Annotated in this window: 27 protein-coding genes; 16 read left to right on the plus strand and 11 right to left on the minus strand. The window is 68.5% G+C overall.

Going from position 1 to position 25840, the window contains the following annotated elements; translation table 11 throughout:
• Positions 1–88: 88 nt before the first annotated feature.
• Positions 89–1828, plus strand: a complete 1740-nt coding sequence (locus NLF94_RS14205; protein WP_254838283.1) for a flippase activity-associated protein Agl23 — start codon at positions 89–91, stop codon at positions 1826–1828.
• A gap of 26 nt (positions 1829–1854) precedes the next feature.
• Here the strand turns inward: NLF94_RS14205 and hpt are convergent, their stop codons facing one another.
• From hpt to coaBC, 5 genes are all read right to left on the minus strand, one after another.
• The gene (gene hpt, locus NLF94_RS14210; RefSeq protein WP_254838284.1) at positions 1855–2424 is read right to left on the minus strand and encodes a hypoxanthine/guanine phosphoribosyltransferase; all 570 of its coding nucleotides are present in this window, start codon (positions 2422–2424) and stop codon (positions 1855–1857) included.
• Between the two features lie 40 nt (positions 2425–2464).
• The gene (locus tag NLF94_RS14215; RefSeq protein ID WP_254838285.1) at positions 2465–4309 is read right to left on the minus strand and encodes a hypothetical protein; all 1845 of its coding nucleotides are present in this window, start codon (positions 4307–4309) and stop codon (positions 2465–2467) included.
• The gene (locus tag NLF94_RS14220) at positions 4306–4782 is read right to left on the minus strand and encodes a hypothetical protein (protein WP_254838286.1); all 477 of its coding nucleotides are present in this window, start codon (positions 4780–4782) and stop codon (positions 4306–4308) included. Before NLF94_RS14220 ends, NLF94_RS14215 begins: the two co-directional genes overlap by 4 nt.
• A gap of 139 nt (positions 4783–4921) precedes the next feature.
• Positions 4922–5203, minus strand: coding sequence for a hypothetical protein (locus NLF94_RS14225; protein ID WP_254838287.1), 282 nt, complete (start codon positions 5201–5203; stop codon positions 4922–4924).
• A gap of 99 nt (positions 5204–5302) precedes the next feature.
• Positions 5303–6460 carry a bifunctional phosphopantothenoylcysteine decarboxylase/phosphopantothenate--cysteine ligase CoaBC gene (gene coaBC, locus NLF94_RS14230; RefSeq protein ID WP_254838288.1) on the minus strand — a complete coding sequence of 386 codons (1158 nt, stop codon included), beginning with the start codon at positions 6458–6460 and terminating at the stop codon, positions 5303–5305.
• Positions 6461–6611: 151 nt separating this feature from the next.
• Between coaBC and NLF94_RS14235 the strand changes: the two genes are divergently transcribed.
• From NLF94_RS14235 to NLF94_RS14245, 3 genes are all read left to right on the plus strand, one after another.
• The gene (locus tag NLF94_RS14235; protein WP_254838289.1) at positions 6612–7043 is read left to right on the plus strand and encodes an SCP2 sterol-binding domain-containing protein; all 432 of its coding nucleotides are present in this window, start codon (positions 6612–6614) and stop codon (positions 7041–7043) included.
• Between the two features lie 586 nt (positions 7044–7629).
• Positions 7630–10938: a M14 family metallopeptidase gene (locus NLF94_RS14240; protein ID WP_254838290.1), complete on the plus strand. Its 3309-nt coding sequence runs from the start codon at positions 7630–7632 to the stop codon at positions 10936–10938.
• A gap of 51 nt (positions 10939–10989) precedes the next feature.
• Positions 10990–11985, plus strand: a complete 996-nt coding sequence (locus NLF94_RS14245; protein WP_254838291.1) for an NAD-dependent epimerase/dehydratase family protein — start codon at positions 10990–10992, stop codon at positions 11983–11985.
• A 13-nt stretch (positions 11986–11998) separates the two neighbouring features.
• Here NLF94_RS14245 and NLF94_RS14250 read toward each other — a convergent pair whose 3' ends face one another.
• Positions 11999–12514, minus strand: a complete 516-nt coding sequence (locus tag NLF94_RS14250) for a phosphate-starvation-inducible PsiE family protein (RefSeq protein WP_254838292.1) — start codon at positions 12512–12514, stop codon at positions 11999–12001.
• A gap of 189 nt (positions 12515–12703) precedes the next feature.
• Here NLF94_RS14250 and NLF94_RS14255 point away from each other — a divergent pair, with 189 nt between their 5' ends.
• A complete protein-coding gene (locus NLF94_RS14255; RefSeq protein ID WP_254838293.1) occupies positions 12704–13765 on the plus strand; it encodes an NAD(P)-dependent glycerol-1-phosphate dehydrogenase in 1062 nt (353 codons plus the stop codon).
• Positions 13766–13828: 63 nt separating this feature from the next.
• Positions 13829–14512 (plus strand): endonuclease III, encoded by a 684-nt coding sequence (nth, locus tag NLF94_RS14260; protein ID WP_254838294.1) that lies wholly within the window; start codon positions 13829–13831, stop codon positions 14510–14512.
• Positions 14513–14553: 41 nt separating this feature from the next.
• Here nth and NLF94_RS14265 read toward each other — a convergent pair whose 3' ends face one another.
• The 3 genes from NLF94_RS14265 to NLF94_RS14275 all read right to left on the minus strand — a co-directional run bounded on the left by NLF94_RS14265 (position 14554) and on the right by NLF94_RS14275 (position 16618).
• A complete protein-coding gene (locus NLF94_RS14265; RefSeq protein WP_254838295.1) occupies positions 14554–15027 on the minus strand; it encodes a hypothetical protein in 474 nt (157 codons plus the stop codon).
• A gap of 77 nt (positions 15028–15104) precedes the next feature.
• Entirely contained in the window at positions 15105–15596 is a 492-nt protein-coding gene (locus NLF94_RS14270; protein WP_254838296.1) for a DUF7321 family protein, read from the minus strand.
• An 83-nt stretch (positions 15597–15679) separates the two neighbouring features.
• Positions 15680–16618 carry a DUF483 domain-containing protein gene (locus tag NLF94_RS14275; protein ID WP_254838297.1) on the minus strand — a complete coding sequence of 313 codons (939 nt, stop codon included), beginning with the start codon at positions 16616–16618 and terminating at the stop codon, positions 15680–15682.
• A gap of 151 nt (positions 16619–16769) precedes the next feature.
• Between NLF94_RS14275 and NLF94_RS14280 the strand changes: the two genes are divergently transcribed.
• The 8 genes from NLF94_RS14280 (at position 16770) to NLF94_RS14315 (ending at position 22021) form a co-directional block, all read left to right on the plus strand.
• Positions 16770–17696, plus strand: coding sequence for a DUF7319 domain-containing protein (locus NLF94_RS14280; protein WP_254838298.1), 927 nt, complete (start codon positions 16770–16772; stop codon positions 17694–17696).
• 121 nt (positions 17697–17817) lie between these two features.
• Positions 17818–18486: a halocyanin domain-containing protein gene (locus NLF94_RS14285; RefSeq protein ID WP_254838299.1), complete on the plus strand. Its 669-nt coding sequence runs from the start codon at positions 17818–17820 to the stop codon at positions 18484–18486.
• 1 nt (position 18487) lies between these two features.
• A complete protein-coding gene (locus tag NLF94_RS14290; protein WP_254838300.1) occupies positions 18488–18883 on the plus strand; it encodes a DUF7318 family protein in 396 nt (131 codons plus the stop codon).
• Entirely contained in the window at positions 18883–19734 is an 852-nt protein-coding gene (locus NLF94_RS14295) for a QcrA and Rieske domain-containing protein (RefSeq protein WP_254838301.1), read from the plus strand. The genes NLF94_RS14290 and NLF94_RS14295 overlap by 1 nt, the downstream gene beginning before the upstream one ends.
• Before the next feature lie 2 nt (positions 19735–19736).
• Positions 19737–20546, plus strand: coding sequence for a cytochrome b (locus NLF94_RS14300; protein WP_254838302.1), 810 nt, complete (start codon positions 19737–19739; stop codon positions 20544–20546).
• Between the two features lie 4 nt (positions 20547–20550).
• Positions 20551–21339, plus strand: a complete 789-nt coding sequence (locus NLF94_RS14305; RefSeq protein ID WP_254838303.1) for a cytochrome b family protein — start codon at positions 20551–20553, stop codon at positions 21337–21339.
• A gap of 45 nt (positions 21340–21384) precedes the next feature.
• Positions 21385–21756: a DUF7315 family membrane protein gene (locus NLF94_RS14310; protein ID WP_254838304.1), complete on the plus strand. Its 372-nt coding sequence runs from the start codon at positions 21385–21387 to the stop codon at positions 21754–21756.
• Positions 21749–22021 carry a DUF7314 family protein gene (locus NLF94_RS14315; RefSeq protein WP_254838305.1) on the plus strand — a complete coding sequence of 91 codons (273 nt, stop codon included), beginning with the start codon at positions 21749–21751 and terminating at the stop codon, positions 22019–22021. Before NLF94_RS14310 ends, NLF94_RS14315 begins: the two co-directional genes overlap by 8 nt.
• Positions 22022–22230: 209 nt before the next feature.
• On the opposite strand, the gene NLF94_RS14320 is transcribed toward NLF94_RS14315, so the two are convergent.
• Positions 22231–22668: a DUF7313 family protein gene (locus NLF94_RS14320; protein ID WP_254838306.1), complete on the minus strand. Its 438-nt coding sequence runs from the start codon at positions 22666–22668 to the stop codon at positions 22231–22233.
• Positions 22669–22780: 112 nt separating this feature from the next.
• Here NLF94_RS14320 and NLF94_RS14325 point away from each other — a divergent pair, with 112 nt between their 5' ends.
• A complete protein-coding gene (locus tag NLF94_RS14325; protein ID WP_254838307.1) occupies positions 22781–23917 on the plus strand; it encodes a sensor histidine kinase in 1137 nt (378 codons plus the stop codon).
• Here the strand turns inward: NLF94_RS14325 and NLF94_RS14330 are convergent.
• Positions 23914–24975 (minus strand): polyprenyl synthetase family protein, encoded by a 1062-nt coding sequence (locus NLF94_RS14330; RefSeq protein WP_254838308.1) that lies wholly within the window; start codon positions 24973–24975, stop codon positions 23914–23916. The two genes, NLF94_RS14325 and NLF94_RS14330, sit on opposite strands and share 4 nt — an antisense overlap.
• Positions 24976–25095: 120 nt before the next feature.
• On the opposite strand from NLF94_RS14330, the gene NLF94_RS14335 reads away from it, so the two are divergent.
• Complete coding sequence (locus NLF94_RS14335) at positions 25096–25806, plus strand: NAD(+)/NADH kinase (protein WP_254838309.1); 711 nt, start codon at positions 25096–25098, stop codon at positions 25804–25806.
• The last annotated feature ends 34 nt before the right edge of the window (positions 25807–25840 follow it).

Below are 25840 nucleotides of genomic sequence, written 5' to 3' on the forward strand. Positions count from 1 at the left end.
GACCCCAGCAGTTTGAATCTTGTTATCCGGTAACACACAACAGGATGGACCGGAAGGCTTCTAATCCCGACGACAGCAGTATCGCCCGATGAACGTTCGTCGGGACCGGACGGCGCTGGCGGTGGTCGGACTCGCCGTTCTCGCGCTCCTTTTCCGGCTCGCCTTCCTCGGGAACCGCGTCGCCCACTTCGACGAGGGGCGGGTCGCCTACTGGATAATCGAGTACAGCGAGACGGGCGTGCTGTTCTACCGGCCCGTCATCCACGGCCCGCTGTTGCACCTCCTCAACGACGACCTGTTCGCACTGTTGGGCGCGACCGACTTCGCGATGCGGCTGGTGCCGGCGCTCGTCGGCGGTCTGCTGCCGCTCGTGGCGCTTCTCTTCCGGCACCGGCTCCGCGAGGAGTCCGTCGTCGCACTGGCGCTACTGCTCGCGCTGAATCCCGTGTTGCTGTACTACTCGCGGTTCATGCGCGGGGACGTGATTGCGGGCGGGCTCTCCTTTCTCGCCTTCGCCTGTTTCGTCCGGGCTATCGACTTCGACGACGGCCGCTACCTCTACGGGGCGACCTTCGCGCTGGCGGTCGGCATCGGCGCCAAGGAGAACGTCATCGCGTACCTGCTGGCGTTCCTCGGCGCGACGGCGCTGCTGCTCCACCACCGCCTGCTCTTTGCGCGGTTCACCGACGCGACGCCGGTTTCGGTCCTGGGACGGTACCTGCGGTGGGCCGGCCGCGGCCTCCGCCGCCACGCCGGCAGCATCGCCGGCAGCGTCGCCCTCTTTTTCGCCACCGTCGTCTACATCTACGCCCCGCGGGGCAGCCTCCCGTCGAGGGAGACCTTCTACTTCTCCTGTAACAGGTCCCCGATAGACGGGTACTTCGACGTCGCGGCGGCACCGACGCTGGGCGAGGCTCTCGCCAACCCGCTGCGACTGCCCGAACTGGTCGCCTTCACGCTCGGGTCGACCGCCGAACTGTACGGCTGCCAGTGGATAACGCCGCGAACGAAGGACCCGAACCCCTACATCGAGTACCTCGGGGGGCTGTCGGCGACGACGGCCGAGACGTCGACGGCGCTGATCCTCCTGGCCGTCGCCGGCTTCCTCGGGACGCTGTACGCCGGCGACCGACCCGACGACCTGGTCTCGTTCAGCTTCTACTGGGGGGCGGCCTCGGTGGTCGGCTACCCCTTCATCACGGACATCGGCGGCGCCGGCTGGCTGGTCGTCCACGTCGTCCTCCCGCTGTCGATCCCGGCCGCCGTCGCCCTCGGCGTCCTCCTCCGGTGGGGCCGGGACGCCCGCGCCGACGGGGACACCGTCAGCCTCGCGCTCGTCGGCGTCGTCGTCGTGCTCGTCGTCGCCTCGATGGGAGCGACCGCCTACGCGACCAGTTTCCAGAACCCCCAGTCCGACGACAACCCGCTGGTGCAGTACGCCCAGCCGTCGGGCGACCTCGAGCCGACGATTGCGGACATCCAGCGGCTGGCCGACGAGAACGAGGGCACCGACGTCGTCCTCTACGGCCCGCACCTGCACAACCCGGTCGACGACGAACTGGAGCGCCGACCGACCTGTTCGAACTGGTTCAACGCTCTGCCGCTGCCGTGGTACTTCGAGGCCGGGGACGTGTCGGCCGACTGTGCGGAAAACGGCGCCGCTCTCGACGACGCCCTCGAGGAGAACCCCCCGGTCGTCGTCGCCTACGAGAAGGAACGGGCCGCCGTCGACGAACGCATCGACGACCGCTACGAGGCCCGGGTCCACTTCATGCGGAGCGACGACGTTCCGTTCGTCTTCTACGTCGACGAGTCCCGGCTGGAGTGACCCGGACGCGAGTCGGGGGGTCGGGTTCAGTCGTCGCCGGCCGCGTCGACGACGACGACCTCGCCGTCGACGACGTCGACGTTGATGAGCGTCTTCGCGGAGTAGGGCGACCCATCGAGTTCGTTCTGTCCGCCGACCTTCTTGATGACGGCGACGACGTCGATGAGGTTCGCGCCGATGTCCTCGAGGGCGTCGCAGATGGCCGACAGCGTCCCGCCCGTCGAGAGGACGTCGTCCAGCACGAGCACGTTGTCGCCGGCCTCGACGTCGTTGATGTACATCTGGTTCTCGGAGTAGCCCGTCTTCTGGAACAGCGGGGTCTCCCCGTCCAGCCCGTACTCCCGCTTGCGGATGACGACCAGTGGGATGTCGGTCATCAGCGAGACGGCCGTCGAGATGTGGATGCCCATCGCCGCGGGCGTGACTATCTTGTCGACGTCGTCCAGTTGCGCCTTCCGGATGATCTTGATGACGATTTCGCGCAGCAGGCTCGGCTCGAGCATCGGGACGCCGTCGCTTATCGGGTGGACGAAGTAGTGGTAGCCGTCCTTCTCGATTATCGGCGCCTCCAGCAGCGACTGCCGAAGCTGGTCCATGTAGCGCGTAGTCGAAGCCGGAAATAAAAGCTGACGATAGCTACCCGAACGGCACCGCCCGCGGGCCGACGAACGCGAAGTGCCACAGCCCCGCGAGAACGACGAAGGCGGTCCCGGCGGCGGCGGCGAGTCCCAGCGCGACGGCGCCGAAGCGGTCGAACCGGCGGTCGACCCCGTCGGCCACCGCCCACCCGACGACGAGGGCGGCCGTCCCGAGTCCGACCAGGGCGTGGGTCTGGACCGCCTCGCCTATCGTCGCGTCGATGGCCCACAGGTAGACGACCAGTAGCTGTCCGCCGACGAAGACGCCGGCCGCATACGAGAACGCACAGAGCCGCGTCCGCGCTTCGACGACCCGCCGGACCGACGGTATCCGGGCGAGCCCGTAGACCGAAAGCGGGAACAGCGCAAGCAGGTACCGGACGGTGATGCTGGCGTGGATCGGGAGCCGGGGCAGGTAGACCAGAAGGACCGCCAGCGCGTAGACGACGGCGAAGGCGTCGACCGTCCCGAGCGCCGAGAGCCCGCGGTTCGTCCGGACCGCCCGGAGCCGGGCGCGGAGGTCGACCCGGGCGGCGACCAGCGGAACGGCCACGAGCGCCGCTGCAAGCGGCATCGCCTCGAGGAAGGCAAGTCGGACGGCCTCGCCGGCGTCCCGCCGTGCGATGTCGGCGATGTAGCCGCCCCGGAGGAACGTCGCGTAGAGGGTCTCCGGCTCCGAGAGAACTGCCTCGATGCCCCGCGAGTAGAGTTCGATCACGAAGTCGGCGGCGCCGACGAGCGCGTCCAGCGTCTCGCTGCCGGTCTCCGGGGCGGGGGCTCCGCCGGCGGAGCCCCCGCCCGTCGCGCCGGCACCGCCGCCGGCCCCACCGCCCTCCCCGCCGGTAACCTCGCTCCCCCTGGCGGCGAGACTGCCGCTGCCGCCCGCCGACAGCGTCCGTGGGGGCTCGGCGGGATTGCCGGTGACGAGGTAGTTCGTGACGAACATCGGGAGCGTCGAGACGAGGGCGACGGTGCCGGCGGTCGCAAGCGACCGGAGACGCCGGCCGCCTGTCGGGACGTCGACGGCCAGGAGCGCGACGAGCAGGAAGACGCCCTCGGCGGCGCTAACCCAGGCAGCGACCCCGACGGGGACGTACGACAGCGCCCGGAACCGGGTGTCGACCGAGCCCCCCTCGCGGCTCCGGTAGAGACAGTACATCGAGGCGACCGCACACAGCGTCACGGGGACGTGCCGTTTCGGGAACTGCGCCCAGAAGCCGATCGGCGTCGCCACGACGACGGCCAGACCCGCGGCGACGCCGACCCGCCGGCCGTAGGCGCGACCGAGCAGCCGGTAGAGAACGACGCCGACGAAGGCCGCGGCGACGATGGTCTGGGCCTGCAGGGCGAGCAGGTACCGCTGGTCCGGGGCGACCGGCGTCGCGCCGGCGACGCTACCGACGAAGGCGACGAGCGCGATCGCGCTGCCCGCGTAGGCGCCGACCCGGGGGCGACCGAGTTCCCGCCCGACCAGCACCGAAAGCGAGAGCAGCGACAGCCCCCAGACCGCCGACAGCGTCACCCGGAGGTCGGTGACGGCGGCCAGCGCCTCGACCACCCACAGGAACGGCATCGCCAAGAGGACCTGTCCGTAGTTGCGGCCGTAGTGCTGGCCGTCCCGGAGCGCCATGCCCGGCGTCCGCAGCGACCCGCCGTACACCGCGCGGTCGACGTAGAGGTGCCCCTCGGAGACGGCCACCAGCGTGTTGGCGACGGTGTAGGTGTCAGTGATGAGCGCCCCGACACGCCAGCACAGCAGGTACGTCGACACCGCAGCCAGGAAGACCACTACCCCGAGTCGATCGCCGAAGACGGCCCGACCGAGGCGGCGCCGAACGCTCATTCCCGTACCTCGACGGTGACCTCGGTCGCACCGAGTCGCCGCCGCCCTCCGTCGTCGATGACGTGAATCTCGATGGTGCCGTCGTAGCTGTCCGCCTCGATCCGGTCGGCGGGTATCGTCGACGGCCGCATGGTGAGTCGGTGCCGGCCGGCCTCCTCGACGACGGTGAGACTCGTCGTCGAGTGGTTCAGCCCCGGAACCGAAAGCGAGTACGAGAAGTACGGTCGGCCGGAGACGTCCTCGATCGACAGCTGGATCGGGGGTCCACGGAGGCTGTAGCCGCCCTCGCCGTAGTTCTTCGCCTCGAGGGTTCCCCGTTCGGGGACATCCTCGACCGTCACGTCGGCGCTGCCGGTGCCCGGCGCTGCGGGCTCGGAACTCGTCAGCGAGAATCCCAAAAGCGGGCCCGAGACGACCGCGGCACCGACGAGAACCACGGCAGTCGCGGCGACGGCGGCCCTGTCCGATCGCATCGGGACAGGACAACGGGGCCGCGGATATAAACTCGTCGGCACTCGGGTCCGGGACCGCGCCGCTCGGCGGCGGGGGAGTCCCCGCGGCCGCCGCGTGTACGCCTCGCGGACCGCGACCGGCGACGGACGAACCCGCGGCCTATCCGGCTCCGACAGCCCCGCCGTCCGGCGTAGTTCCGCCGACTCCCTTTTCGGCGCGGTCGGTACGGGCGGGCGGCTCGCCGGCCTCGTGCGGCGTCTCGACCGTTCCCGTCGACCCGTCGTACACGTCGCCGAACTCGACCGTCGGGGCCGTCGAGGCGAGTTCGCCGGAGACGACGTAGATACACGCACCGAGGACTACCGACAGCAGTCCGATCACCGCGACCATCCGGAGCACGCCAGCAGCCAGCGAGCGTGCAGTGTTCACGTTTTCCGACATCGTCGAACAGGCGCCGGGAGACTCCGGCGTGAATCGACGTAGGCGCTCCCGCAGTAAAACCCCGATTTCGGTTTCGGCGCTCGAAATCCGCCAGGGACCTCAGCCGTCGAGGACCGCGACGAGTTCCTCGGCGACGTGGGCGCCCACCTCGGCCTTCGATCCCTCGTACTCGCGGACGTCGTCGGCCCGGACGACGAGGACCCGCGTCGTCGACTCGCCCATGACCGCCGCGTCGTTGGCGACGACGAACGACAGGTCGGCCCGTTCGAGCGTCGCCCGCGCCGCCTCGACCATCGCGTCGTCGTCGCCGTTCGTCTCCACCTTGAACCCGACGATGGGGAGGTCCGGGTGCGCCTCGCGGACGGAGTCGATGAGCTTCGGCGTCGGCTCCAGTTCGAGGGTGAGGTCCTGCCCGGAGCGTATCTTCTCGTCGGCGGCCGCGACGGTGTAGTCGCCGATGGCGGCCGCCGAAATCAGGGCGTCGGCGTCGTCGGCCACCCCCTCGACGGCCGCGAGCATCTCGGCGGCGCTCTCGACGGACAGCGTCTCGGCGTACGGCACCTCGGAACCGTCGTGGACGAGCGTCACCTCGGCGCCGCGGGCGTAGCAGGCCTTCGCCACCGCCCGACCGGTCCGGCCGGAGGCGCGGTTCGTGATGAGGCGGACGGGGTCGACGGTCTCGCTCGTCGCGCCGCTGGTGACGACGACGTGGGTGCCCGCGAGGGGGCGGTCGCCGCTCGCGCGGGCCGTCTCGAGGACGATGGCCTCCTCGCTGGCTATCTTGGCCTTCCCCTCCTCGATGCGCGGGTCGACGAAGGAGACGCCCCACGACTCTATGGTCTCGATGGCCTCCAGTACGCCGGGGTGGTCGTACATCGGTTCGTGCATCGCGGGCGCGACGACGACCGGCACGTCGGCGCCCAGCGCCGTCGTCGCGGTCGTCGTGACGGGCGAGTCGTCGACGGCGGCCGCCACCTTCCCGACGGTGTTGGCCGTCGATGGCGCTATCAGGAGCACGTCGGCCCAGCCGTCGTAGCCGCACAGCTCGACGTGTTCGACCGAGCCGGTAATCTCGGTGACGACGGGGTTGTCGGTTGCGAACTCCAGCGCCCAGGGGTGGACGATACCGCGGGCGGCGTCGGTCGTCACTGCCCGCACCTCCGCGCCCTGCCGCCGGAGTTCGTGGGCCAATTCGACCGTCTTCACCGCCGCGATGGAGCCGGTCACCCCGAGGGCGACCCGAACGTCGTCGAGCATCGTCGTGGCTTTCGCGGCCCCGGCGTAATAACTACCGTGGACGTCGGCGCGGCCGGCGGGGCGGCACGGCGGTCACGACGGGAGCCTCGTATTAAAGGTACTTCGCATAAACGGGACAACGCCGAACCCGTTGTGGGTTTTCCGCCTGGGTATGGCGCTGCAATTCCCAAGCGACGGGGACGCGTGGATCACCGAGTACGGCGAGTTGCTCGACGAGAACGACGACTACAGCGAGGCCGGCGAGGGCTGGGGCGCCGGCTTCAACGGCGACTTCCTGTTCGTCGTCGAACCGGACGACGCCTACGGCGGCGAGGAGGTCTACTTCTTCCTCGGCCTGGAGGACGGCGACTGCACCGACGCCTACGAGGTCGCCGATCCCGACGACGAGGAGTACGGCTTCGTCTTCCGGGGACCCTACACCAACTGGAAGCGGCTCTTCGAGGGCGAACTCGGTCCCGTCGACGGGATGATGTCCGGCGAGTTCGAGATCGAGGGCGACATGCAGAAGGTGCTGCAGTACAGCGAGGCCGCAGTCGAGATGACCGAGACGGGCCGCGGCATCGACACCGAGTTCGAACACTGAGAGGGTCGTGCTTGACCTCCTCCCACGGCTGACGCCGTGGGATTCCCACGTTGGGAGTTTCAGGTTTGCAGTCTCGTCGGCATGACGGGACTGCTGGCGGGGCCAAGCCGCCGTTACTCCTATCCCGGCATGGGATTCAGAGGTACCGTGTGTCGGAATCCACAGCCAGCGGCCCCGAAGGGGATTCCTTCAGATTCAGACGTGGTGTGGCCCGAATCCCGATATTATCCGTTTATTCGGGCGGCTCGACCGCCTCGGTACGGCCTTTTTACGCCCTACTCAACTATAAAACTCCGGGGCTGCGCACCCTCGTGGATAGATTCCCAGTTGTCGGCTTCATCCCTACCCGTGAACGGGTGGGCTTTCGCTTCGCTACCGCTGTAAGGAATTACAGCCTGACGGAGACGAAACGCCGAATCTCGACGTCCGAGGTGTCGAATGGCTAACTGCCCCCGAAAATAGTTTCGCACGACCCTAGGAGGCGGGCCATCGCTGGCGGTCCGACCGGCCGAGAGGGGCACGTTTGGACGTGTTTGTCAGAACCTTTTGTACGCCGTAGCGGGACCAGCGGGTGTGAGCCACACCCATGAGTGAAGAGGACAGATTCTCGGACTCGCCGGTTTCGCGGCGACGGTTCTTCCAGCTGTCGGCCGCGGTCGGCGCGTCGCTCGCACTGCCCGGCAACGCGACCGCCTCGACCGCCGCCGAGGCGTTCACGGCGGAGTACCAGTACGTACTGAACCACACGCCGGCGGAGTACGCCGTCCCGACGCTGGTCCGCTTCTCCGACCCGACGGGACCGACGGCCCTGGAGGGGCTGGTCGGCGGCGACGGCGACGTCCACACCACGACCGAACCCGAGCCGGCGGCGTACGCCCCGCTGACGGCCACCGAGGCCGAGACGGTGGCGGACCTGCCGACGGCCTCGGAGTTCCAGTTCGCCCCCGGATCGAACCCGTTCTGGCGCATCGGCTACTATCCGCTCGGCGTCTTCCCGGAGCCCCGCCGCTCCGTCGATTACATCGGCTTCGAGCAACTGAAGGACGGCCTCGGCGTCCTCGAAGAGCGCTATCCCGACCGTATCCGGGTGAGGAACGTCGGTCGGTCGCCGGGCCACACGAACAACCTCACCGGTCGCCCCGACCCGAAGGGGATGTACGTCGTCGAGTTGACCAACTTCGACTCCGCGACGGACTTCGAGGACAAGGAGAAGGTCTTCTTCTCCTGCTCGCTGCACGGCCTGGAGATGGCCGGCCGCGAAACCGCCGCCCGCGTCCTCGAAAACGTCGCCCGCTCCTCCGAGCCGGACGTCCCCGGCAGCGACGCGAAGATCGAACCACTGCTGGACGACGTCGTCGTCATCATGGGCTTCACCAACCCCGACGGGTGGGCGGCCCGGAACCCCCAGTACGACTCCGGCTGGCAGGTCGGCGGGCCGGGCACGCAGTTCCCGCGCGTCCCCGGTGCGCCGCTGTTCGAGCGGGGCAACGCCGAGGTGTTCGACACCAACCGCCAGTACCCCGTCGTCGGCTACGTCGATCCGGTCCACTTCCCGGCGGCACCGGCCAACTACGAGGGCGAAGAGCCCTCCTTCGTCGACGAGAAGGTGCCGGACGCGAAGGCCCTGGTCGACTACTTCCAGGACTACGAGAACCTCAACTACGGCGCGGACCTCCACGGCGGCCCCGTCTTCAACAACTTCGTTTTGGGCCTCATCTCCCAGGACCAGTTCAACACCCGCGAACTGCACGAGGTCTACGAGATGTGTCTCAACATCGACGACACGCTGGCGGAGGCGCTCAGCACCTGGGAGACGGTCGGACAGGCCCGCGTCGACCTGGTCGGTGACCAGCAGTTCGTCCCGGCGCTCTTCGGCGTCGTCCCCGAGAGCGCCTTCGATTATGCGACCATTTACGACACCATCGGCTACACGGTGTCGGGGGCGTTCCTCGACTGGATGGCCCACCCCGAGCCCATCGGGCTGGACATGACGACGCTGGACTTCGAGATGTCGTTCAACCACATGCTCGGCGGGAACGTCTACAACCCCGAGCTGTTCGAGATGGAGGTGACGGGCTACCGGGCGGCCATCCGGACCATCACCGACTTCGCGGTCAACAACTCCGAGACGCCGACCACCGAGGAGAACTTCTCGACCCGCACTGAAACCGGGGGCGAGTCGGTCGCCTACGTCACCACCGGTGAGGTGGGCACCGAAGCGGACGCGCTGCGGCGGACCCACGAACAACTCAGTTTCGACCCCGACACCGAGACCTACCGGACGACCGAGGAGGCCGAGCTAACCGGCGGCCTCACCGAGTTCGGCTTCGACGTCGAGGAGGGCCTCCACAGCATGGGCGTCCATCTCCACGGACAGAACGCCCTCGCCGACCTCGAACTCGTGTCGCCGGACGGCGAGGTCGTCCGCTCCTTCGAGGGCGTCACCGACGAGCGCGTCGGCGGGAAGTGCTGTGGACTCCCCGAGTTCACCGTCAGTGAGCCGCAGGCCGGTACCTGGACGCTGCGGGCGAGCAACTATCTGGACGCCGGCGTGCCCGTCGAGATGCAGCAGTGGGCGATGGCCGCCGACGCCAACCCCGACCCCGAGAGCGTCGACAACTGGGGCGGCGAGGGCTACGAGCAGGCCGCCTACGACGTGACGCCGTTCGAGTTCTTCCGGGACTACGAGTCCGCCGAGAAGCGGGGGGTCCTCCGGGAGTTCATCCAGGACGGCGGCACGCTCGAACCGGTCACCGTCGATGAGGTCAAGTCGGGGGCGCTCTCGGAGTACGACCACGCCGTCGTCATCCACGACTACGTCTCGCCGACCGAGCGCATCTCGGAGGGCGTCTCCGAGAACGCGAAGGACGGCGTCACCGGGGGCGTCACCGACGACGCCTACACCAGCGCACTCGACGAGTTCGTCGACTCCGGCGGCAACCTCGTGGTGACCGACACCGGCAGCTACGTCCTGCCGGAACTGGACAACGACCTCTTCGACGGGTCGGCCCTGGAGGGGAACGTCCAGCGGCAGTTCCTCGACGTCGCCCGGTTCACCGCCAAGAACCTCGATCACCCGCTTTTCAGCGGCGACGTCCGGGGGATTCAGAACCAGCTGTGGAAGGTCCAGCCGCTCGGCTACCCGACGACCGGGGGCGCGCCGATGGACCTCCTCGACGAGGCCGCCTTCACCGAGGCCGCCGCCGGCGTCGGCTCGATCGCCGGCCGGACGAACGGCCTGGTGGCGACCGCCTCCGTCACCGAAAGCGAAAGCTCCGGCCGGGGAATCCACTACATCTCCTCGCTGCTGCCGCCGGCGACGCAGGCCAACCTCCACCCGTTCGGCCTCCAGAACTACACGCCGACGTTCCTCGGGTACATCCTGTTCACGTCGGCGCTGGGCTTCCAGCAGGTCCGCGAGACCGGCGAGACGACCCGCACGTACGGCCGTGGCGACGAGTGGGAGGTCGGCGGCATCGGCGGCGGTGGCGGCGCCGACCTCAGCGTCACCGGGAGCCGGACGACCGACAGCCAGTTCCAGTTCGGCAGCCGCATCGAGCGGGTCGAGTTGACCGTCGAGTCGGTCGACACCGAGGCCGACGGCGTCGAGATTCGTGACCGGTTCCCCGATAGCTGGGAGTTCAACGAGACGTTCAGCGACGGCACCAGCCCCGACGGCGAGAGCTACGTCACCTTCGAGGACGAGACGACCGACCCAGCGGAACTGGAGGGGACGACGTTCACGTACTTCGTCGAGACCCCCAGCGGGCTCGAAAGCTCCGGGTCCTACACGGTCGGTCCCGGCGTCGCCATCGCGCTCGACACCGAGGGGGACGTCTCCGACGAGTTCGCCGGAACGAAGACCATCTACGTCCTCGGCGCCGACGCCGTCTGACCGCCGGCGCGGTCCGCACCTTTTTTCGCCGTACCGCCCCGAGTCGTGGGCATGTCCGACCACGCCCTCGTCGTCGGCGGCACACGATTCATCGGCCGACACACCGTCGAGGAGTTCCTCGACGCCGGCTACGACGTGACGATACTCAACCGCGGCAACCACGACAACCCCTTCGCCGACGACGAGGCCGTCGCCCACCTCGAGGGCGACCGGACCGACGAGGCCGACGTCCGGCGGGCAGGGATGACGGTCGACCCCGACGTCGTCGTCGACTGCGTCGCCTACCACCCCCGTGACGTCCACACCGCGACCGACGTCTTCGCCGACGCCGACGCCTACGTCTACGTCTCCTCGGGGGCGGCCTACGGCGAGGAACGGATTCCGAAACGGGAAGACGAGACGCCGCTGTGCGACTGTTCGCCGGAGGAGGCCGTCGACGACTCGATGGAGAGCTACGGCCCCCGGAAGGCCGAGGGCGACCGGGCGGTCTTCGCGGCCGCCGACCGCGGCGTCCGCGCGATGTCGGTCCGACCGCCGGTGGTCTACGGCCCTCACGACTACACCGAACGCTTCGACTACTGGATCGACCGGGTGGACAATCACGACCGGGTCGTGGTGCCGGGCGACGGGACGAACCTCTGGCACCTCGTCTACGTGAGGGACGTCGCGGCGGCGCTGCGGACGGTCGCCGAGAACGGCGACGCGGGCGAAGCGTACAACGTCGGGGACGGCCACGCGCCGACGCTCGGCGAGTGGGTCGAACTGCTCGCGGCGGCCTGCGACACCGACGTGGAGGCGGTCCACGCCGGCGAGCGGGAACTGGGGACCGTGGGGCTGTCGACCGGGGACTTCCCGATATACCGGAACCCGCCGCACCTGCTGTCGACGGCGAAACTCCGCGGCCTCGGCTGGGAGCCGACCCCCCACGGGGAGGCGCTTTCGGCGACGGTCGAGGAGCACCGCGCCTCCGACCGGACCGGCCGGGAGAACGGTCCCGACCGAGAGACCGAAGAACGGCTCATCGACGTGCTCGGGACCGTCGAGTAGCCGACGGCAGCGCTCAGCCGTCCCCGAGCGCGACGCCCTCGCCGTAGACTCGCTCGGCGAACAGCAGCGCGACCAGCCCGAAGATGATGACCGTGTAGGCGATGGCCGCATAGAGGGCGTCCAGTTCGGTCGAGTACTCGCCGGTGCGGAAGATGATGGCCTTCCTGACCATCGCTATGACGCCGGTGTAGATGATGAGCTTGACGATGCGGCGGGTCTCGGTCTCCTCGACGTAGGCCAGCACCGTCTGGTAGACCTCGACGATGATGAGCAACAGCAGCCCGGTGTCGATGAACCCGATAACGACGTTCGGATCGGTTATTTCACCGCTCTGGACGGCCATCGCTATCTGGAGACACAGGTCGATGACGCCGATGGCGAAAAGCAGCGCGAACACCGAGGCGGCGGCCAGTTCGACGCCGTGGACGAACCGGTCGGTCAGCACGGAGTAGCGCTCGGCGAGGCCGCTCGCCGAGTCCTCGTCGGTCGCCGGGGCCGCCGGCGGGGTCGGTTGGTCGTCGTCGCTCATGATGGTCGTGGCCGCCCGTGGCTCCACACCGACGCACGCCGGTCGGGAGTACGGGCGTTCGCGGGCCTGTTTTTTCCCAGGACCGGACCGACCTAAATCTCCGGAAAGGGGAAATCCACCGCGCTCGCGGGACAGTCAGCCGGTGGGCCGGAGGCCAAAGGTTTAGTCCCGCCCTCTCGGAGTCAGGCTATGTTCGGCAAGTCGAAGTGGATACGCCTGCCCCGGAGCGTCGTCCTGGGGCACGGCGTCCTCGACCGGACCGTCGAGGCCGTCGACGAACTCTACCTCGACGGCCGGCCCCTCATCGTCACCAGCCCGACGCCGAAGGCGCTGGCCGGCGACCGCCTCGTGGCCGCCTTCGAGGAGGCCGGCTTCAATCCCGCCATCACCACCGTCGAGGACGCAACCTTCTCGTCGGTCGAGGCCGTCCTCGAGACGGCCGAGTCGGTCGACGCCGGCTTCCTCATCGGGCTCGGCGGCGGCAAGCCCATCGACATCGCGAAGATGGCCGCCGACGAGCGGGGCTGTGGCTTCGTCTCGGTGCCGACCGCCGCCAGCCACGACGGCATCGTCTCGGGCCGGGGGTCGGTCCCGGAGGGCGACACCCGACATTCGGTCGCCGCCCACCCGCCGCTGGCGGTCGTCGCCGACACCGAGCTCATCGCCGAGGCGCCCTGGCGGCTCACGACCGCCGGCTGTGCGGACATCGTCTCGAACTACACCGCCGTCAAGGACTGGCAACTCGCCCACCGGTTGAAGAACGTCGAGTACAGCGAGTACGCCGGCGCGCTGTCGCAGATGACCGCCGAACTGCTGGTGGACCGGGCCGACTCCATCAAGCGCGGCTTAGAGGAGTCCGCCTGGGTCGTCGCCAAGGCGCTGGTCTCCTCCGGCGTGGCGATGTCCATCGCGGGGTCCTCGCGGCCGGCCTCCGGCGCCGAACACCTCATCTCCCACCAGCTGGACCGTATCGCGCCCGGCGCGGCGCTGCACGGCCACCAGGTCGGCGTCGCCGCCATCGTCACCGAGTACCTCCACACCGGCGAGGGCGGCGACTGGCGGCGCGTCCGGGACGCGCTGGCCGACATCGGCGCGCCGACGACCGCCGCCGACCTCGACGTCGACGACGAGCAGTTCGTCGAGGCGATGACGTCGGCCCACGAAATCCGGGACCGCTACACCATCCTCGGCGACGGCATCGAGGAGTCGGCGGCCATCGAGGCGGCGACGGTCACCGGTGTCCTCCGGTAGCGGGCAGCGCCGGGACGCGTCCTCGACCCGAACGCCAAAGGTGACGGCCGCCCGCCCTACCGTATGGGAACGGCGCTCGATTCACGAGACGGCCAGGTCGCCGAAGTGCTCGACCGGCTCTACGAGGAGTACCCCGACCCCGAGATATCGCTGAACTTCTCGACGCGGCTGGAACTGCTCGTCGCGGTCGTCCTCTCGGCGCAGTGTACCGACGAGCGGGTCAACGCGGTCACGGCGGACCTCTTCGAGAAGTACGACGGTCCAGAGGCGTACGCCGCCGCCGACGTCGAGGAACTGGCCGCCGACATCGACTCCATCACCTACTACAACAACAAGGCCGGCTACATCAGGTCGGCCTGCGGGGACATCGTCGAGAAACACGACGGCGAGGTGCCCGACACCATGTCCGAGTTGACCGACCTCGCCGGCGTCGGCCGCAAGACCGCCAACGTCGTCCTCCAGCACGGCCACGACCTCACCGAGGGCATCGTCGTCGACACCCACGTCCAGCGCATCTCGCGCCGACTCGGGCTGACCGACGAGGAGCGCCCCGAGGCCATCGAGGAGGACCTCATGGGAATCGTCCCCCGCGAGGACTGGAAGGAGTTCACCCACCTGCTCATCAGCCACGGCCGGGCGACGTGTACGGCGCGGAACCCCGACTGCGAGGACTGCGTGCTGGAGGACGTCTGCCCCTCCTCGAAACTGGATAGCGACGTCGACCTGGCCGACGGCAGCGAGTGGTGACGGCGGGACGACAGGCACGGGCACGGGACGTCGGGTCGCGGTCACCGGAGCAGCAGCGTTCCGACGGCGACGACGGTCAGCGGCGTCAGCGACACCGCAGCGGTGACGACGCCGGGGGACTTCGGCGCGAGGAACTCCCCCTGCTCGCGGGCGAAGCGCGGTCGGGCGGCGATGGCGAGGTCGCCGCTGGAGAGCGACCCCCAGAAGGAGAGCGCGAAGAGCGCCGGGACGACGAGCGGCGACCCCGGCGGGAGCACGCCACCGAGGCCCCACGCCGCCGCGAGCGCCAGCGGGAGCGGGGCCACCGCCACGGCGCGGATGAGCGGCGTCGGGGTGTCGGCCGAAAGCGTCGCGTTGACACGGGCGAGCGGGACGGCCTCCCCCTCCCACGACGGGAGGACGCTCACCTCCGTCTCCAGCCGGAAGAGCCACGCCAGCAGGACGTGCCCGAGTTCGTGCGGCAGAACGAGCGCGGCGACGGCCGACCGGACCGCCCGCTCGCGGGTAATTCCCATACCGGACCGAGGGGCCGGAGCGTCTTCAACCGCTCGTCCGGCGGGTCGACGCTGGCTGCCCGGCCGCGAACCGCCGCTCAGAGGTACCGCAGGACGTACCGGAAGAAGCCGGTGAGGAAGGCGACGATCCAGCAGGCAGTGTAGCCGAAGACGCCGATGCGGAGGCGCCGCCGCCAGAACTTCATGTTCTCGTCGCCGATTTCGTCCAGCAGGACGTCCTCGTCGTACTCGGTGTAGAGGTCGTGTTCGTACTTCGCGCGGAAGATGCGGACGATGCCGGTGAAGCCGAACGCGAGGAAGGCGTACGCCTGCAGGCCGAAGAAGGCGTGGACGGCCGCGAACCCGCCGAGTTGCTCGAGGAGGCGGGGCAACATCCAGAAGAGCAGCGGCACGGTCGTCAGCGTCAGCCCCGTGAAGATGAACTTCAGGTGGTAGGTGAGGACGCCCCAGGTGATCTCCTCGTTGTCGATCATTATCCAGGCGCCGTACAGAAAGCACGGAAAGCTGGCGGCGACGGCGACGAGGACGGCGGTTGCGACCTGGGCGTCGGAGAACGTTCCAACTGGCACTACAGAGCCTACTCGTCGCGGGAAAATCAGGGTGTCGAAGCCGTCACCCGGGGCCGGCCGGGCCGACATCCACTCTCGACCGTTCACCGCTCGTATCGAGACATCGAGGACCGCACCTGGAGCGGCAGCTGCGACAGCAGGTGTTCCCGACCGAAGGCGTCCGGGCCGGTGACCACGCCGGCCTTGAGCAGCGACCAGCCGAAGTTGACCCGGAAGTAATCACGGACGAGCGGTTCGGGGAGGTGTTCGGTCAGCGTGTCGTGTATCGCTTCCCCTCGCTTCCGGGCCGTCTCACAGCCTGGCTCCGGGTAGAACTCGTGGGCGAAGAAGGCGTACGCCTGCGGCGACTCGAAGAACCCGTCGAGGAGTTCCCCGATCGGTGCCGTGGCGACCGATCCCTCCCGGAGACGCTCCTCGTCGATCGCATCGTCGAACGCGCCGAGCGAGCGGGCCTCGAGGGACTCCTCACCGTCGAAGCGGTCCCCCTCCCGGAAGAACTCGATACAGCAGTCGGGATACCCGTGGAGGCGACCCTGATAGGCGTCGAAGTCGCCGCGGGCGTCGTCGACCGTCGCCTCGACGTTCCGGGCGACTATCTCCTCCCGTTCCGGCGGGTCGTCGCCGAAGAAGTAGACGCGGGCGCCGTACTTCACCTCGCCGTCGAGCCGCATCCACTCGGGGACCACGTACGACGTCGCCGGGTAGTTCCGTCGCAGGTACTGGACCTCCGGGAGCCGTTCGAGGACGTTCCGGAGGCGTTCCGAGGCCGTCCGGAGGTGCTCCGTCGTAAGCGAGGGGAAGTCGACGTATATCTCGTCCCAGACGTCGCGGGACTCCCGGACGATGTCGAGTCGGTTCTCGAAGAACTCCGATCCGTCCATCCCCTGCAGCGCCGCCGCCTGCAGGCGGAAGTACCGGTCGGTCAACTGGAGGCTCGCGCCGCGACGGTCGCCCTCGAGGACCGTCAGGGCGTCCATCGCCAGTATGCTCGGTAGCGCGTTCACGTCGGTCAGTCGAGCCATACGCCGTCGTAACTCGGTTTTCCGTGTCGCCAGGATATAATTCCCCGGGTCGTCTGCGACGAAGCCGTGTGGACCGGACCGCGCGCTCGCGCCGTCCCCGCTGGTCCCGGCGTTCGGAATACGTAAATGGCGGCCGGACGAAGGGTCGACGATGGCTAATTCCGGCGACTCGCCGCCCACGGACGCCCCCGAGATGTCCGAGGCCGACCCGGAGACGGAGGGCGACGCCGGGCGTCGAGCGGACGACGGGGGCAGCGAGGAGCTATCGACCGAGGAACTGCGGGCGCGCGTCGAGGAGCAGTACGACTTCGAGGAGTTCGGCGCCGAGGAGATGTCCGAGATGAGCGTCGAGGAGTGGGAGGCCGTCTTCGACCCCGACTCGTGGCTCACGGGCACGGAGTTGCTCGACCGGGTCGAAAAGGAGTTGCGCGGGAACGTCCAGCGGCGGGAGGTGTTCGCCGTCGTCGAACGGGTCGGCGAGGGCGACGACGACCGGGTGGTCGCCTACTCCGACGAGGGGTACGTCCTCGTCCGGCCGGACGGCACCGTCCAGGGCACCGGGACCATCCTCCGGGACGTCGAACCGATGGTCGCGCTCTGCTCGATGGAGTCCTACGACGTGCCCGAGGTCGGCGAGGACGCCGGCCTCCCGCATCCGGACAGCGTCGCGGAGGGCAGCGGCGACTTCGGCAACCGGATGTTACAGGTCGTCGCCGCCGCGACGATGCTGTCGGGCGTGGCGTTCGTCGTCGTGTGGCTCGGCAGCGTCGTCGGGGCAATCGACATCGGCTTCGCCGGTGCCATCGTCCTGACCATCGGCATCCTCTTCTTGATCGTCGGCGGCTTCCTCTTCCTGACAGTCGCCAACGCGCGCCTCTCGGACCGGATGCGCGCCGAGCAGTACCGCGACCGGTTGCGGGCGGTCGGCGCCGGCAGCGAGGGCCGGCCCGACTTCCTGCCCGACGAAGCCTTCGAGACCGGCGGCCGGCGCCTGGAGGAGGCCATGGAGCGGGTCCACCGCGAGGCGCTGGAGGAGACCGAAGCGGACGGAGAGCTGTCCGGCGACGAGGGGCGCTGACGCCGTTGGCGGCGGGTCGTTTCGAGAACACCCCGTAAAACACCTCAGACGGTTGATTAGCGGCAGCGCGTGCGCCCGCCATCGGTGGGTTTAAGCGGGAACGGTCCTGACGTTGTGGTGTATGAAACGGCGGGACTTCATGCGCGCCGCTGGCGGTACGACGGCCGCAGCGGGCGCGACCGTGGGCGCGGCCGGCCCGGCCGCAGCCGCGGGTGGCGGCGGCGAGGGCGGAGGCGAAAGCGGCGGCAGGACCGTGCCGGCGTTCGGCTCCTACCTCGACGACGCCAACCTGTACAGCGAGGAGAGCATCGTCGACGCGCGGGACCAAGACTCCGTGACCATCTCGGTCGGGGCCGGTGACGGCCTCGCCTTCGACCCCCCGGCCATCTGGATTTCGCCCGGCACGACCGTCACCTGGGAGTGGACCGGTGAGGGCGGCACTCACAACGTCGTCGCAAACGAGGGACCCGCGGGGCTCGACAGTGGTTCCGCCGTCGAGTCCAGCAGCGCGACCTACGAATTCGAGTTCACCGAGGACCACGCCGGCATCACGACCTACCGGTGCATCCCCCACGAGACGAGCGGGATGAAGGGTGCCGTCGCTGTCGGCGACGACGTCGAGACGACGACGCTGGCCGGCGCCGACGTCAAGGAGCCAATCGAGTTCGGCGTCGACATCCACGAACACTGGGTCGGCGTCAGCGTGATGCTGCTGATGTCGGTGTCGATGGTGTTCACGTTCTTCACGCTCAAGTACGGCGAGTCGCCGCACACGAGCGGAGGTGACTGAGATGTCCGACAACAGCTACGGCGCGATACACCGCTACGAGCCGGCCCGCGAGAGCACCGTGGCGGCCATCACCATCGTCCTGCTGTCGATAATGCAGATCGTTCTCGTCGGCCTGTTCACGTTCGGGCTGACGGCGGGTTGGGCGGTCGGTGCGGCGACCGGAACCGAGGCCGGGAACGTGCTTCTCGGCCTCCTGCTTGCGGGCGTGTTAATCAACCTCGCGTTCATCCTGCTTCTGTACCGCAAGGAGTTCCTCCCGGACGTGATGGTCGTCAAGAAGCGGCGGCGCAAGTGGGAGGACCTCTACATCGAGGAAGACGACATGTACGGCGAAGAAATTACCGACGGCGCGGTCGACAAGCTGAAACGCGCCGTCTACCCATACTACAAGAAATAATGAGCGACGACAAGTATCCGAGCGAGTCCGGCCGGCGGCGGTTCGTCAAGGGCGTCGTCGGGAGCGCGGCGCTGTCAGGCGTCGGCGTCGGCGGTGCCGCGAGCATCAACCTCGCGACCCAGCCCGGCGGCGGCGGTGGCGGCCCGACACAGTACGTCGGCATCACCCTCCTCGGCGGCCCGGCACCCCGCGGGATGCCGTACATCCCCATCGAAATCGAGGACAACGGCGACATCCGCGGCGTCTGGCCGGAGGCCGAGCAGGTGAGCCAGGGCGGTACCACGTTCCAGGTCGCCGAGACGGAAATCGGCGGCCAGACCTACTCGACGGAGTGGTTCCAGTACTGCGGCCGCCAGAACGCCGAGGGCGTCCAGCCGGGCACCGAGGCGGACAACTACTTCCTGTCGTTGGCCTCCGGCGACACGGCCTACGACTGGCAGGCCGAGGAACTCTCGGAGGGCGACCGGCTCAACATCGAGCACTTCTCCGATTACGAGACGTGGGGCAACGACGTCGGCGACGAGGGCGTCGGCAAGCCCGCACAGGCCACCTGGCGCTCGCAGGGACTGGAGGGCCAGCTCCCGGTAACCGTCATCCGGAGTACGCGAATCGAGGAGAAGGCCCAGCGGGACGACGAGGTCGGCCAGTGGTACTCCGGGGCCTCCAGCCAGGGCGTCATCGCGTACCTGAACGTCTGTACGCACTTCTGCTGTGTTCCCGGCTACAAGGAATCGACCAGTTCGGCGCAGTACAACGCCGAGAACGGCGTCTACTGCCAGTGCCACCAGTCGCGGTACGACCCGTTCAGCCCGGAGTTCGGGACCTTCGTGTCCCTCCCCAGACCTGACTGACAATGAGCCTCGAACGCAAAGACGAACACGACCACGAAGCGTGGATGGAGAACAAGGACCTCTCGCCCATCGAGGAGGTCTACCTCACCACGCTCATCTGGCTCGACCGGCGGCTCCGCATCGTCGACTACCTCGAGTTGCTGGAGGACATGTACTACAAGACGAACCTCCAGATGCCGAAGAGCCACACCGAGCAGTACAACCTCGACAACAAGTTCTGGTACTGGTACCCCCTGTACGCGCTGGGGTCGTTCAGTACCATCGCCTACGTCGTCGCCTCGATAACCGGCGCGCTGCTGGGCTTCTACTACGCGCCCTCGACGCAGGCGCTCGGCCAGGAGACGCTCAGAACGGTCGCGTACTCGAACGTGCTTTTCATCATGGGCGATCTGAACTTCGGGCTGTTCCTCCGGAGCCTCCATCGGTGGTCGGCCCAGGTGATGACCGCGGCCGTCTTCCTGCACATGCTGCGGGTGTACTTCACCGGGGCGTACAAGGAGCCCCGCGAACTGAACTGGATCATCGGCATCGTCCTCATCTCGCTGACGATGGTGTTCGGTTACACGGGCTACCTGCTGCCGTGGAGCCAGCTTTCCTACTGGGCCGGGCAGATCGGCGTCGAGATGGCGCTGTCCATCCCGCTCATCGGCGAGTGGGTCGCACAGCTCATCTTCGGCGGCTTCACGCTCGGGGAGGCGACGCTACAGCGGATGTACATACTGCACGTCTTCCTGTTGCCGTTCGTCGTGACGGCGCTCATCGCCGTCCACATCGGCATCGTCTGGATGCAGGGCATCGCGGAACCCCACTGAAACAATGAGCGAGGAAGAACCCAAAACCGACGGCGGAACCGACGCACAGACGGATGGCGGGACGGGCATCGTCCCCCAGGACGATCAGGCGCCGACCTGGTCCGAACGGAAGGAGCGCACCCAGGGACTGCCGCGGCTGACCTACGAGTACTTCGAGCGGTCCCGCCGCGAGGACGAGGACCTCCGGCAGGCCTCCGACTACGTCGAGCGGGACGTGCTGGCGTTCCCGACGTGGCCCCACGAGATGATACGGAACCTGGCGATCACCTCCTTCTTCGTCGGCATCATCGTCTTCGTCTCGGCGGCGGTGCCCCCGCACCTGCCGGGGCCGGCCAACGCCAACTCGACGCCGGCGGTCATCCTGCCGGACTGGTATCTCTACTGGTCGTTCGGGCTGCTGAAGCTGACGCCGCTGAACCCCGAACTGGCGCTGCTCGGCGGCGAGAAGCTCGTCAGCGACCGCGTCTACGGCGTCGTCGCCAACCTCATCGTGGTCGGGGTCATCGCCATCGTCCCGTTCCTCAACAAGGGCAGTGCCCGCCGACCGGTCGAGGAGCCCTTCTGGGCGGCCGTCGGCGTCGGGGGCGTCGTCTTCGCGTTCACCATCGCCGTGCTGGCCGTCAAGAACCTCGTGACCGGCACGTTCCCGCTCGGCAACCACGAGCTGTTCGACCTGACGTTCCTGCTGCCGCTGGTGGCGACGTTCCTCACCTACGCGGTGCTGAAGACGATGCGCGAGGGGTACATGTTCGAGCTCAACCGCCGGTACTACCGGCTCCGTCCGCCGAAGTAACCCGGTTCCGGCAGTTTTACTCCCGCGGCAGCCCACCGTTCGACAATGACCGACGAGCAAGGCGAGGAGTCGCCGGACCGCCCCGAGGACCGTCCGGAGGGGGAGTCACCGAACGATCCCGATCCGGCCGACGGGCCGGGCGGCCGCGACGTCGTCGTCCCGCTGCGGATGTACAAGACGGTCACCGTCTTCTCGACGCTCATCGCTATCGTCTCCATTCTCGCCGGGTTCTTCCTGCTGGACCGGGGGACCCAGCGTGCGACCGCCAGCCTCGAGGAGATCAACCTCCCGCTGGTCGCCGTGGCGCTCGCGCTCATCGTCGGCGGCAGCGCCGTCTACGCGTTCTCGACGCGATTTCGGACCGCGGGAATGGGAAAGCCTAAGGACGAGACGGACGAACGCTCGGATAATGGCTGACGAATTCGCCAAGGGCTTTGCGATACTCACCGGCGGCGGGATGGTGTGGATGGCCGTCTCGGCGTGGCTGACGACCGAGAGCTTCGAGGGGACCCAGCTCATCGCACAGCCGCCGGAGGACCCCGGTACGTACGCCGAACTCGCCTTGCTACTGCGTGACATCACCACCTGGTTCATCGTCTTCGGCGTACTCGCCTTCTGGATCGCCATTCCCGCGGCCCGCGAAGTTCGGGCGTACCTCGAAGAGGACGCCGAGAGCGCCTGAAAGCGACGCACCGATCCGTCACGGTCGAAGCGCCGAGTTCTCGAGAGCGGCCGTCTCCCGGAGTGGCGACGCCGGCGTTCGGCGACCACTGCGACGGTGGCGCCGGGCGATCACGACGGACGACCACCGAGCGGAAGGACCAACGGGACGCGAAAAGCACGGACGAACGTACGGGACGGGAAACCGCTACTGCGAGAACGGGGGACGATTCAGACGACGGCGCTCCAGTAGGGCTTGACGAGGAAGAAGAGCGCCTGGTAGGCGATGTACATGAGCGCGACGGCGGAGGCACCGATGGCACCCCAGGGTCGTTCGATCTCCCAGCCCTGTCGGGCCTCGACCTTCCGGGACTCGAACTCGAAGAAGTCCGTCAGGAAGAGCCCGACCACCAGGAGCGTGACGATCATCCCGGCGTGGCGCTCGACGGTGAGGTAGTAGAAGGCCCCGACGACCAGAAGGAAGTTCGTCGCGACGCGGAGCGGGTGGCGGCTGATGGCGTCGGCCCCCTCCTCGGCGCGGTCGGCGATGCGGTTGTACTCGATGCCCCGGCCGACCACGTTGAGGACGATGAGGACGAGCATCACGTAGCCGATCACCGGCGCGAGGTAGGTGTCGACCGGGCCGAACAGCGTCACCGATGGGTCCATATCTATTCGTCTACGCGGCGTCCATTAATGTGTTTCCAAATTCCGGGGGCCAGCCGACTCGGAACGTGAAAGGGCCGGAACCGTTTTCCTCGGTGGGTCGGTGGAGGAGGGCATGGGCGGGGGAAACCGGTGGCCGAAGATCAGAGCGGGGCTGTTGAACGTCCCCGCGTGGGTCGTGAGCGGCATCGGGCTCGTCCTCGCCGGGCTCTCGCTTTGGTACCTCATCGTCGTCCGGGCCTACTACGTCAGCGGCGGCCTGCTGGACCCGACGCCGGCCGTCGTGCTGGAACTCATCGAGATATCGCTGCTCGGCGGCTTTTCGCTGGTGCTGGTGTATGCGGGCTACTGGCTCGCCAGTTCGCAGTTCGACCGCCGCCGCCTCTGGTGGGCCGGGCTCTGGACGCTCATCGGGCTGACCGGCATCCTCGCTATCGTCGTCCTGGTGAACTCGATGCAACTGGTCCAGGGCGAGAGCCTCTCGGAGCCGACGTTCATCCAGACCATCCTGCTGGCGGCGGGCGGCGGCGCGATAGCCGGCCTGCTCATCGGCATCTCGACGGTCAAGGAGACCGTCGAGGCCCAGCGGGCCGAGCGACAGCGCGACACGCTGCTGTTCGTGAACGAACTGCTCCGGCACAACGTCCTCAACGGGATGCAGGTCGTCAAGGGCAACTCGGAGCTGCTCAAGGAGCACGTCGACGAGGAGGGCCGCCCGCTGCTGGAGACCACAAACGAGCGCGCCGAGAGCATCGTCGAACTCGTCCGGAACGTCCGCGTGCTCGTCGACTCGGTCTCCCGGGCGATGCCGCTCCGGGACGTCGAACTGGCGACAACGGTCGGCCGGACCGTCTCGGAGTCCAGCGGCGCCTATCCCGACGCCGAGTTCGAGGTCGACGTGCCCGCCGACCTGGCGGTCCGGGGCGACGACCTGCTCGGCGCGGTGCTGGAGAATCTGCTCGCCAACGCCGTCGACCACAACGACGCCGAGACGCCGCGCGTCGTCGTCACCGCCGAACGGGACGGCGACGTGGTCGAACTTCGCGTCTCGGACAACGGCCCCGGCATCCCGGCCGACGAGCGCGAGCGGTACTTCGAGGCGGGCCAGCAGGACGACTCCAGCGTCGGCCAGGGGCTGGGCCTGTACCTGGTCGAGACGCTCGTCGAGCGGTACGGCGGCGACGTGTGGATTACCGACAACGATCCGCGAGGAACGACCGTCGGCGTCGAATTACGGCGGGCCGGCGGCTAGGTTTCCCGCTGGACGACGAAATCGGCGAACCCCTCGAGTTCGGCCCTGGGGCCGGGATCGAGGCCGAGTCCCTCGAGGTGGGTCTTCGCACTCGTGGCGAGGTCCTCGGCGACCCCGCGGGCGTACTGGACGCTGCCGGCCTCCTCGAGGATGGCGATGGCCTCGCGGACCTCCTCGTCGGTGTTGTCCTCGGCCCACAGCAGTTCCTCGAGGCGGGCGACCTCGGCCGGCGGGGCGTGCTCGGCCGCGTGGATGACCATCAGCGTCTTCTTGCCCTCCCGGACGTCGTTGCCGGTCCCCTTGCCGAACTCGCCGCCCTCCTCCATGGCGTGTTCGACGTCGAGGACGTCGTCGGCGATCTGGAAGGCGACGGCCATCTCCTCGGCGTAGCTGGCGACGGCGGCCTCGGCGTCGCAGTTGTCGGTGACGATGGCGGCCAGTCGGGCGACGATGCGGCCGAGACAGCCGGTCTTGCAGGCGCACATCTCGAGGTACTCGGCCTCCGAGACGTGGACGGCCTTGTCGTTGTGCCAGCAGATGTCCATTCCCTGGCCGAGATGCGTCCGGTTGAGTTCGTGGGTCAGCATCTCGTAGGCGGCCAGTCGCGTCTCGGCCGGCAGGTCCGCCGGATCGCGGGTGATGACCTTCAGCGGCAGGAAGTACATCGCGTTGCCGGCGTTCAGCGCGACGTCGGTGCCGTGGGCCTGGTGGAGTGCCGGACTCCCCCGGCGGTGGGTCGCGCCGTCCTCGACGTCGTCGACGATGATCGTCCCGTTGTGAAGCACCTCGGGGATCGCCGCGTACTCGAGGTACTCCTCGGGGTCCTCGCCGAAGGCGTCGACGAGCAACAGAAACAGCACCGCCCGCCAGCGCTTGCCGCCGCGGTCCAGCAGGTCCCAGATCGGGTCCGCGAGCGCGCGCTGGATCGCCGGCGGGTCGTACGCGTACGTCGGTTCGCCGAAAAACTCCGCGAGATAGTCGTCGTCGACCGTCCGCGGGAGCAGCGACTCGATGGTCTCGTCGACCACGGGTCGCCACTCCTCCAGTACGCTGCGCATGTGTCGGTGCTTGCGGTGCGGGGGTAAAAACCCTCCCGTGGACGGTTCGGCGGACGGGAGCGGAGACCGGTCGCCGCGTCGACGGGGGACTTTTGAACCCCCCGTTCGTTTCCATCCCCAATGAGCGGACAGCGCGTCGGCGTCGTCGGGGACGCCTCCCTCGCGGCGGCCGTCGAGGACGCCGGGGGCCGGCCCGTCGTCGGCCCACCCGACGAGTTCGACGACGTGGCGTTCGTCGTCGCCAGCGGCGAGACCGCCCTCGTCGAGTGCGCCCGCCAGGGCGTCGGCGCACCAGTCCTCCCCGTCGACGCCGGCAGGGGCGTCCGGTCGGTGCCGGCTACCGGGGGCGCCGACGCCGTCGAGCGAGTCCTCGCCGGGGAGTACCGGACCGAACGGCGGCCCGTCGTCTCGACCGGAACGGGGGAGCGCGCCCTCTTCGACGTCGCGCTGATGGCCGCCGAACCCGCACGCATCTCGGAGTTCTCGGTCCGCCACGACGGCGAGCCGATCGCACAGTTCCGGGCCGACGGCGTCGTCGCCTCGACGCCGGCCGGCAGCGTCGGGTACAACCGGTCGGCGGACGGCCCCGTCGTAGCTCCGGGAACCGGGGTCGTGGCGGTCGTCCCCATCGCGCCCTTTGCGACCGACGCCGACCGGTGGGTGCTGCCGACGGCGGCGGTCACCCTCGCGGTCGAGCGCGACGAGACACCCGTCGAGTTGCTCGCCGACGGGCGACCCGAACGCACGGTAGCGACCGACGACCCGGTCACCCTCACGAGCGACGACGGCATCGAAACGGTCGTCCTCCCCGAGAGCGAGGAGTTCTTCTGAGGAAATCTCACCGTTTATCCCGTTGGACGCCCGA

Source organism: Natronomonas marina (genome assembly GCF_024298905.1).
GTDB classification, from domain to species: domain Archaea; phylum Halobacteriota; class Halobacteria; order Halobacteriales; family Haloarculaceae; genus Natronomonas; species Natronomonas marina.

Coding starts and splice junctions, on each gene's coding strand:
- NLF94_RS14205 (WP_254838283.1), top strand. CDS start 89: ATGAACGTTCGTCGGGACCGGACGGCGCTGGCGGTGGTCGGACTCGCC.
- hpt (WP_254838284.1), bottom strand. CDS start 2,424: ATGGACCAGCTTCGGCAGTCGCTGCTGGAGGCGCCGATAATCGAGAAG.
- NLF94_RS14215 (WP_254838285.1), bottom strand. CDS start 4,309: ATGAGCGTTCGGCGCCGCCTCGGTCGGGCCGTCTTCGGCGATCGACTC.
- NLF94_RS14220 (WP_254838286.1), bottom strand. CDS start 4,782: ATGCGATCGGACAGGGCCGCCGTCGCCGCGACTGCCGTGGTTCTCGTC.
- NLF94_RS14225 (WP_254838287.1), bottom strand. CDS start 5,203: ATGTCGGAAAACGTGAACACTGCACGCTCGCTGGCTGCTGGCGTGCTC.
- coaBC (WP_254838288.1), bottom strand. CDS start 6,460: ATGCTCGACGACGTTCGGGTCGCCCTCGGGGTGACCGGCTCCATCGCG.
- NLF94_RS14235 (WP_254838289.1), top strand. CDS start 6,612: ATGGCGCTGCAATTCCCAAGCGACGGGGACGCGTGGATCACCGAGTAC.
- NLF94_RS14240 (WP_254838290.1), top strand. CDS start 7,630: ATGAGTGAAGAGGACAGATTCTCGGACTCGCCGGTTTCGCGGCGACGG.
- NLF94_RS14245 (WP_254838291.1), top strand. CDS start 10,990: ATGTCCGACCACGCCCTCGTCGTCGGCGGCACACGATTCATCGGCCGA.
- NLF94_RS14250 (WP_254838292.1), bottom strand. CDS start 12,514: ATGAGCGACGACGACCAACCGACCCCGCCGGCGGCCCCGGCGACCGAC.
- NLF94_RS14255 (WP_254838293.1), top strand. CDS start 12,704: ATGTTCGGCAAGTCGAAGTGGATACGCCTGCCCCGGAGCGTCGTCCTG.
- nth (WP_254838294.1), top strand. CDS start 13,829: ATGGGAACGGCGCTCGATTCACGAGACGGCCAGGTCGCCGAAGTGCTC.
- NLF94_RS14265 (WP_254838295.1), bottom strand. CDS start 15,027: ATGGGAATTACCCGCGAGCGGGCGGTCCGGTCGGCCGTCGCCGCGCTC.
- NLF94_RS14275 (WP_254838297.1), bottom strand. CDS start 16,618: ATGGCTCGACTGACCGACGTGAACGCGCTACCGAGCATACTGGCGATG.
- NLF94_RS14280 (WP_254838298.1), top strand. CDS start 16,770: ATGGCTAATTCCGGCGACTCGCCGCCCACGGACGCCCCCGAGATGTCC.
- NLF94_RS14285 (WP_254838299.1), top strand. CDS start 17,818: ATGAAACGGCGGGACTTCATGCGCGCCGCTGGCGGTACGACGGCCGCA.
- NLF94_RS14290 (WP_254838300.1), top strand. CDS start 18,488: ATGTCCGACAACAGCTACGGCGCGATACACCGCTACGAGCCGGCCCGC.
- NLF94_RS14295 (WP_254838301.1), top strand. CDS start 18,883: ATGAGCGACGACAAGTATCCGAGCGAGTCCGGCCGGCGGCGGTTCGTC.
- NLF94_RS14300 (WP_254838302.1), top strand. CDS start 19,737: ATGAGCCTCGAACGCAAAGACGAACACGACCACGAAGCGTGGATGGAG.
- NLF94_RS14305 (WP_254838303.1), top strand. CDS start 20,551: ATGAGCGAGGAAGAACCCAAAACCGACGGCGGAACCGACGCACAGACG.
- NLF94_RS14310 (WP_254838304.1), top strand. CDS start 21,385: ATGACCGACGAGCAAGGCGAGGAGTCGCCGGACCGCCCCGAGGACCGT.
- NLF94_RS14315 (WP_254838305.1), top strand. CDS start 21,749: ATGGCTGACGAATTCGCCAAGGGCTTTGCGATACTCACCGGCGGCGGG.
- NLF94_RS14320 (WP_254838306.1), bottom strand. CDS start 22,668: ATGGACCCATCGGTGACGCTGTTCGGCCCGGTCGACACCTACCTCGCG.
- NLF94_RS14325 (WP_254838307.1), top strand. CDS start 22,781: ATGGGCGGGGGAAACCGGTGGCCGAAGATCAGAGCGGGGCTGTTGAAC.
- NLF94_RS14330 (WP_254838308.1), bottom strand. CDS start 24,975: ATGCGCAGCGTACTGGAGGAGTGGCGACCCGTGGTCGACGAGACCATC.
- NLF94_RS14335 (WP_254838309.1), top strand. CDS start 25,096: ATGAGCGGACAGCGCGTCGGCGTCGTCGGGGACGCCTCCCTCGCGGCG.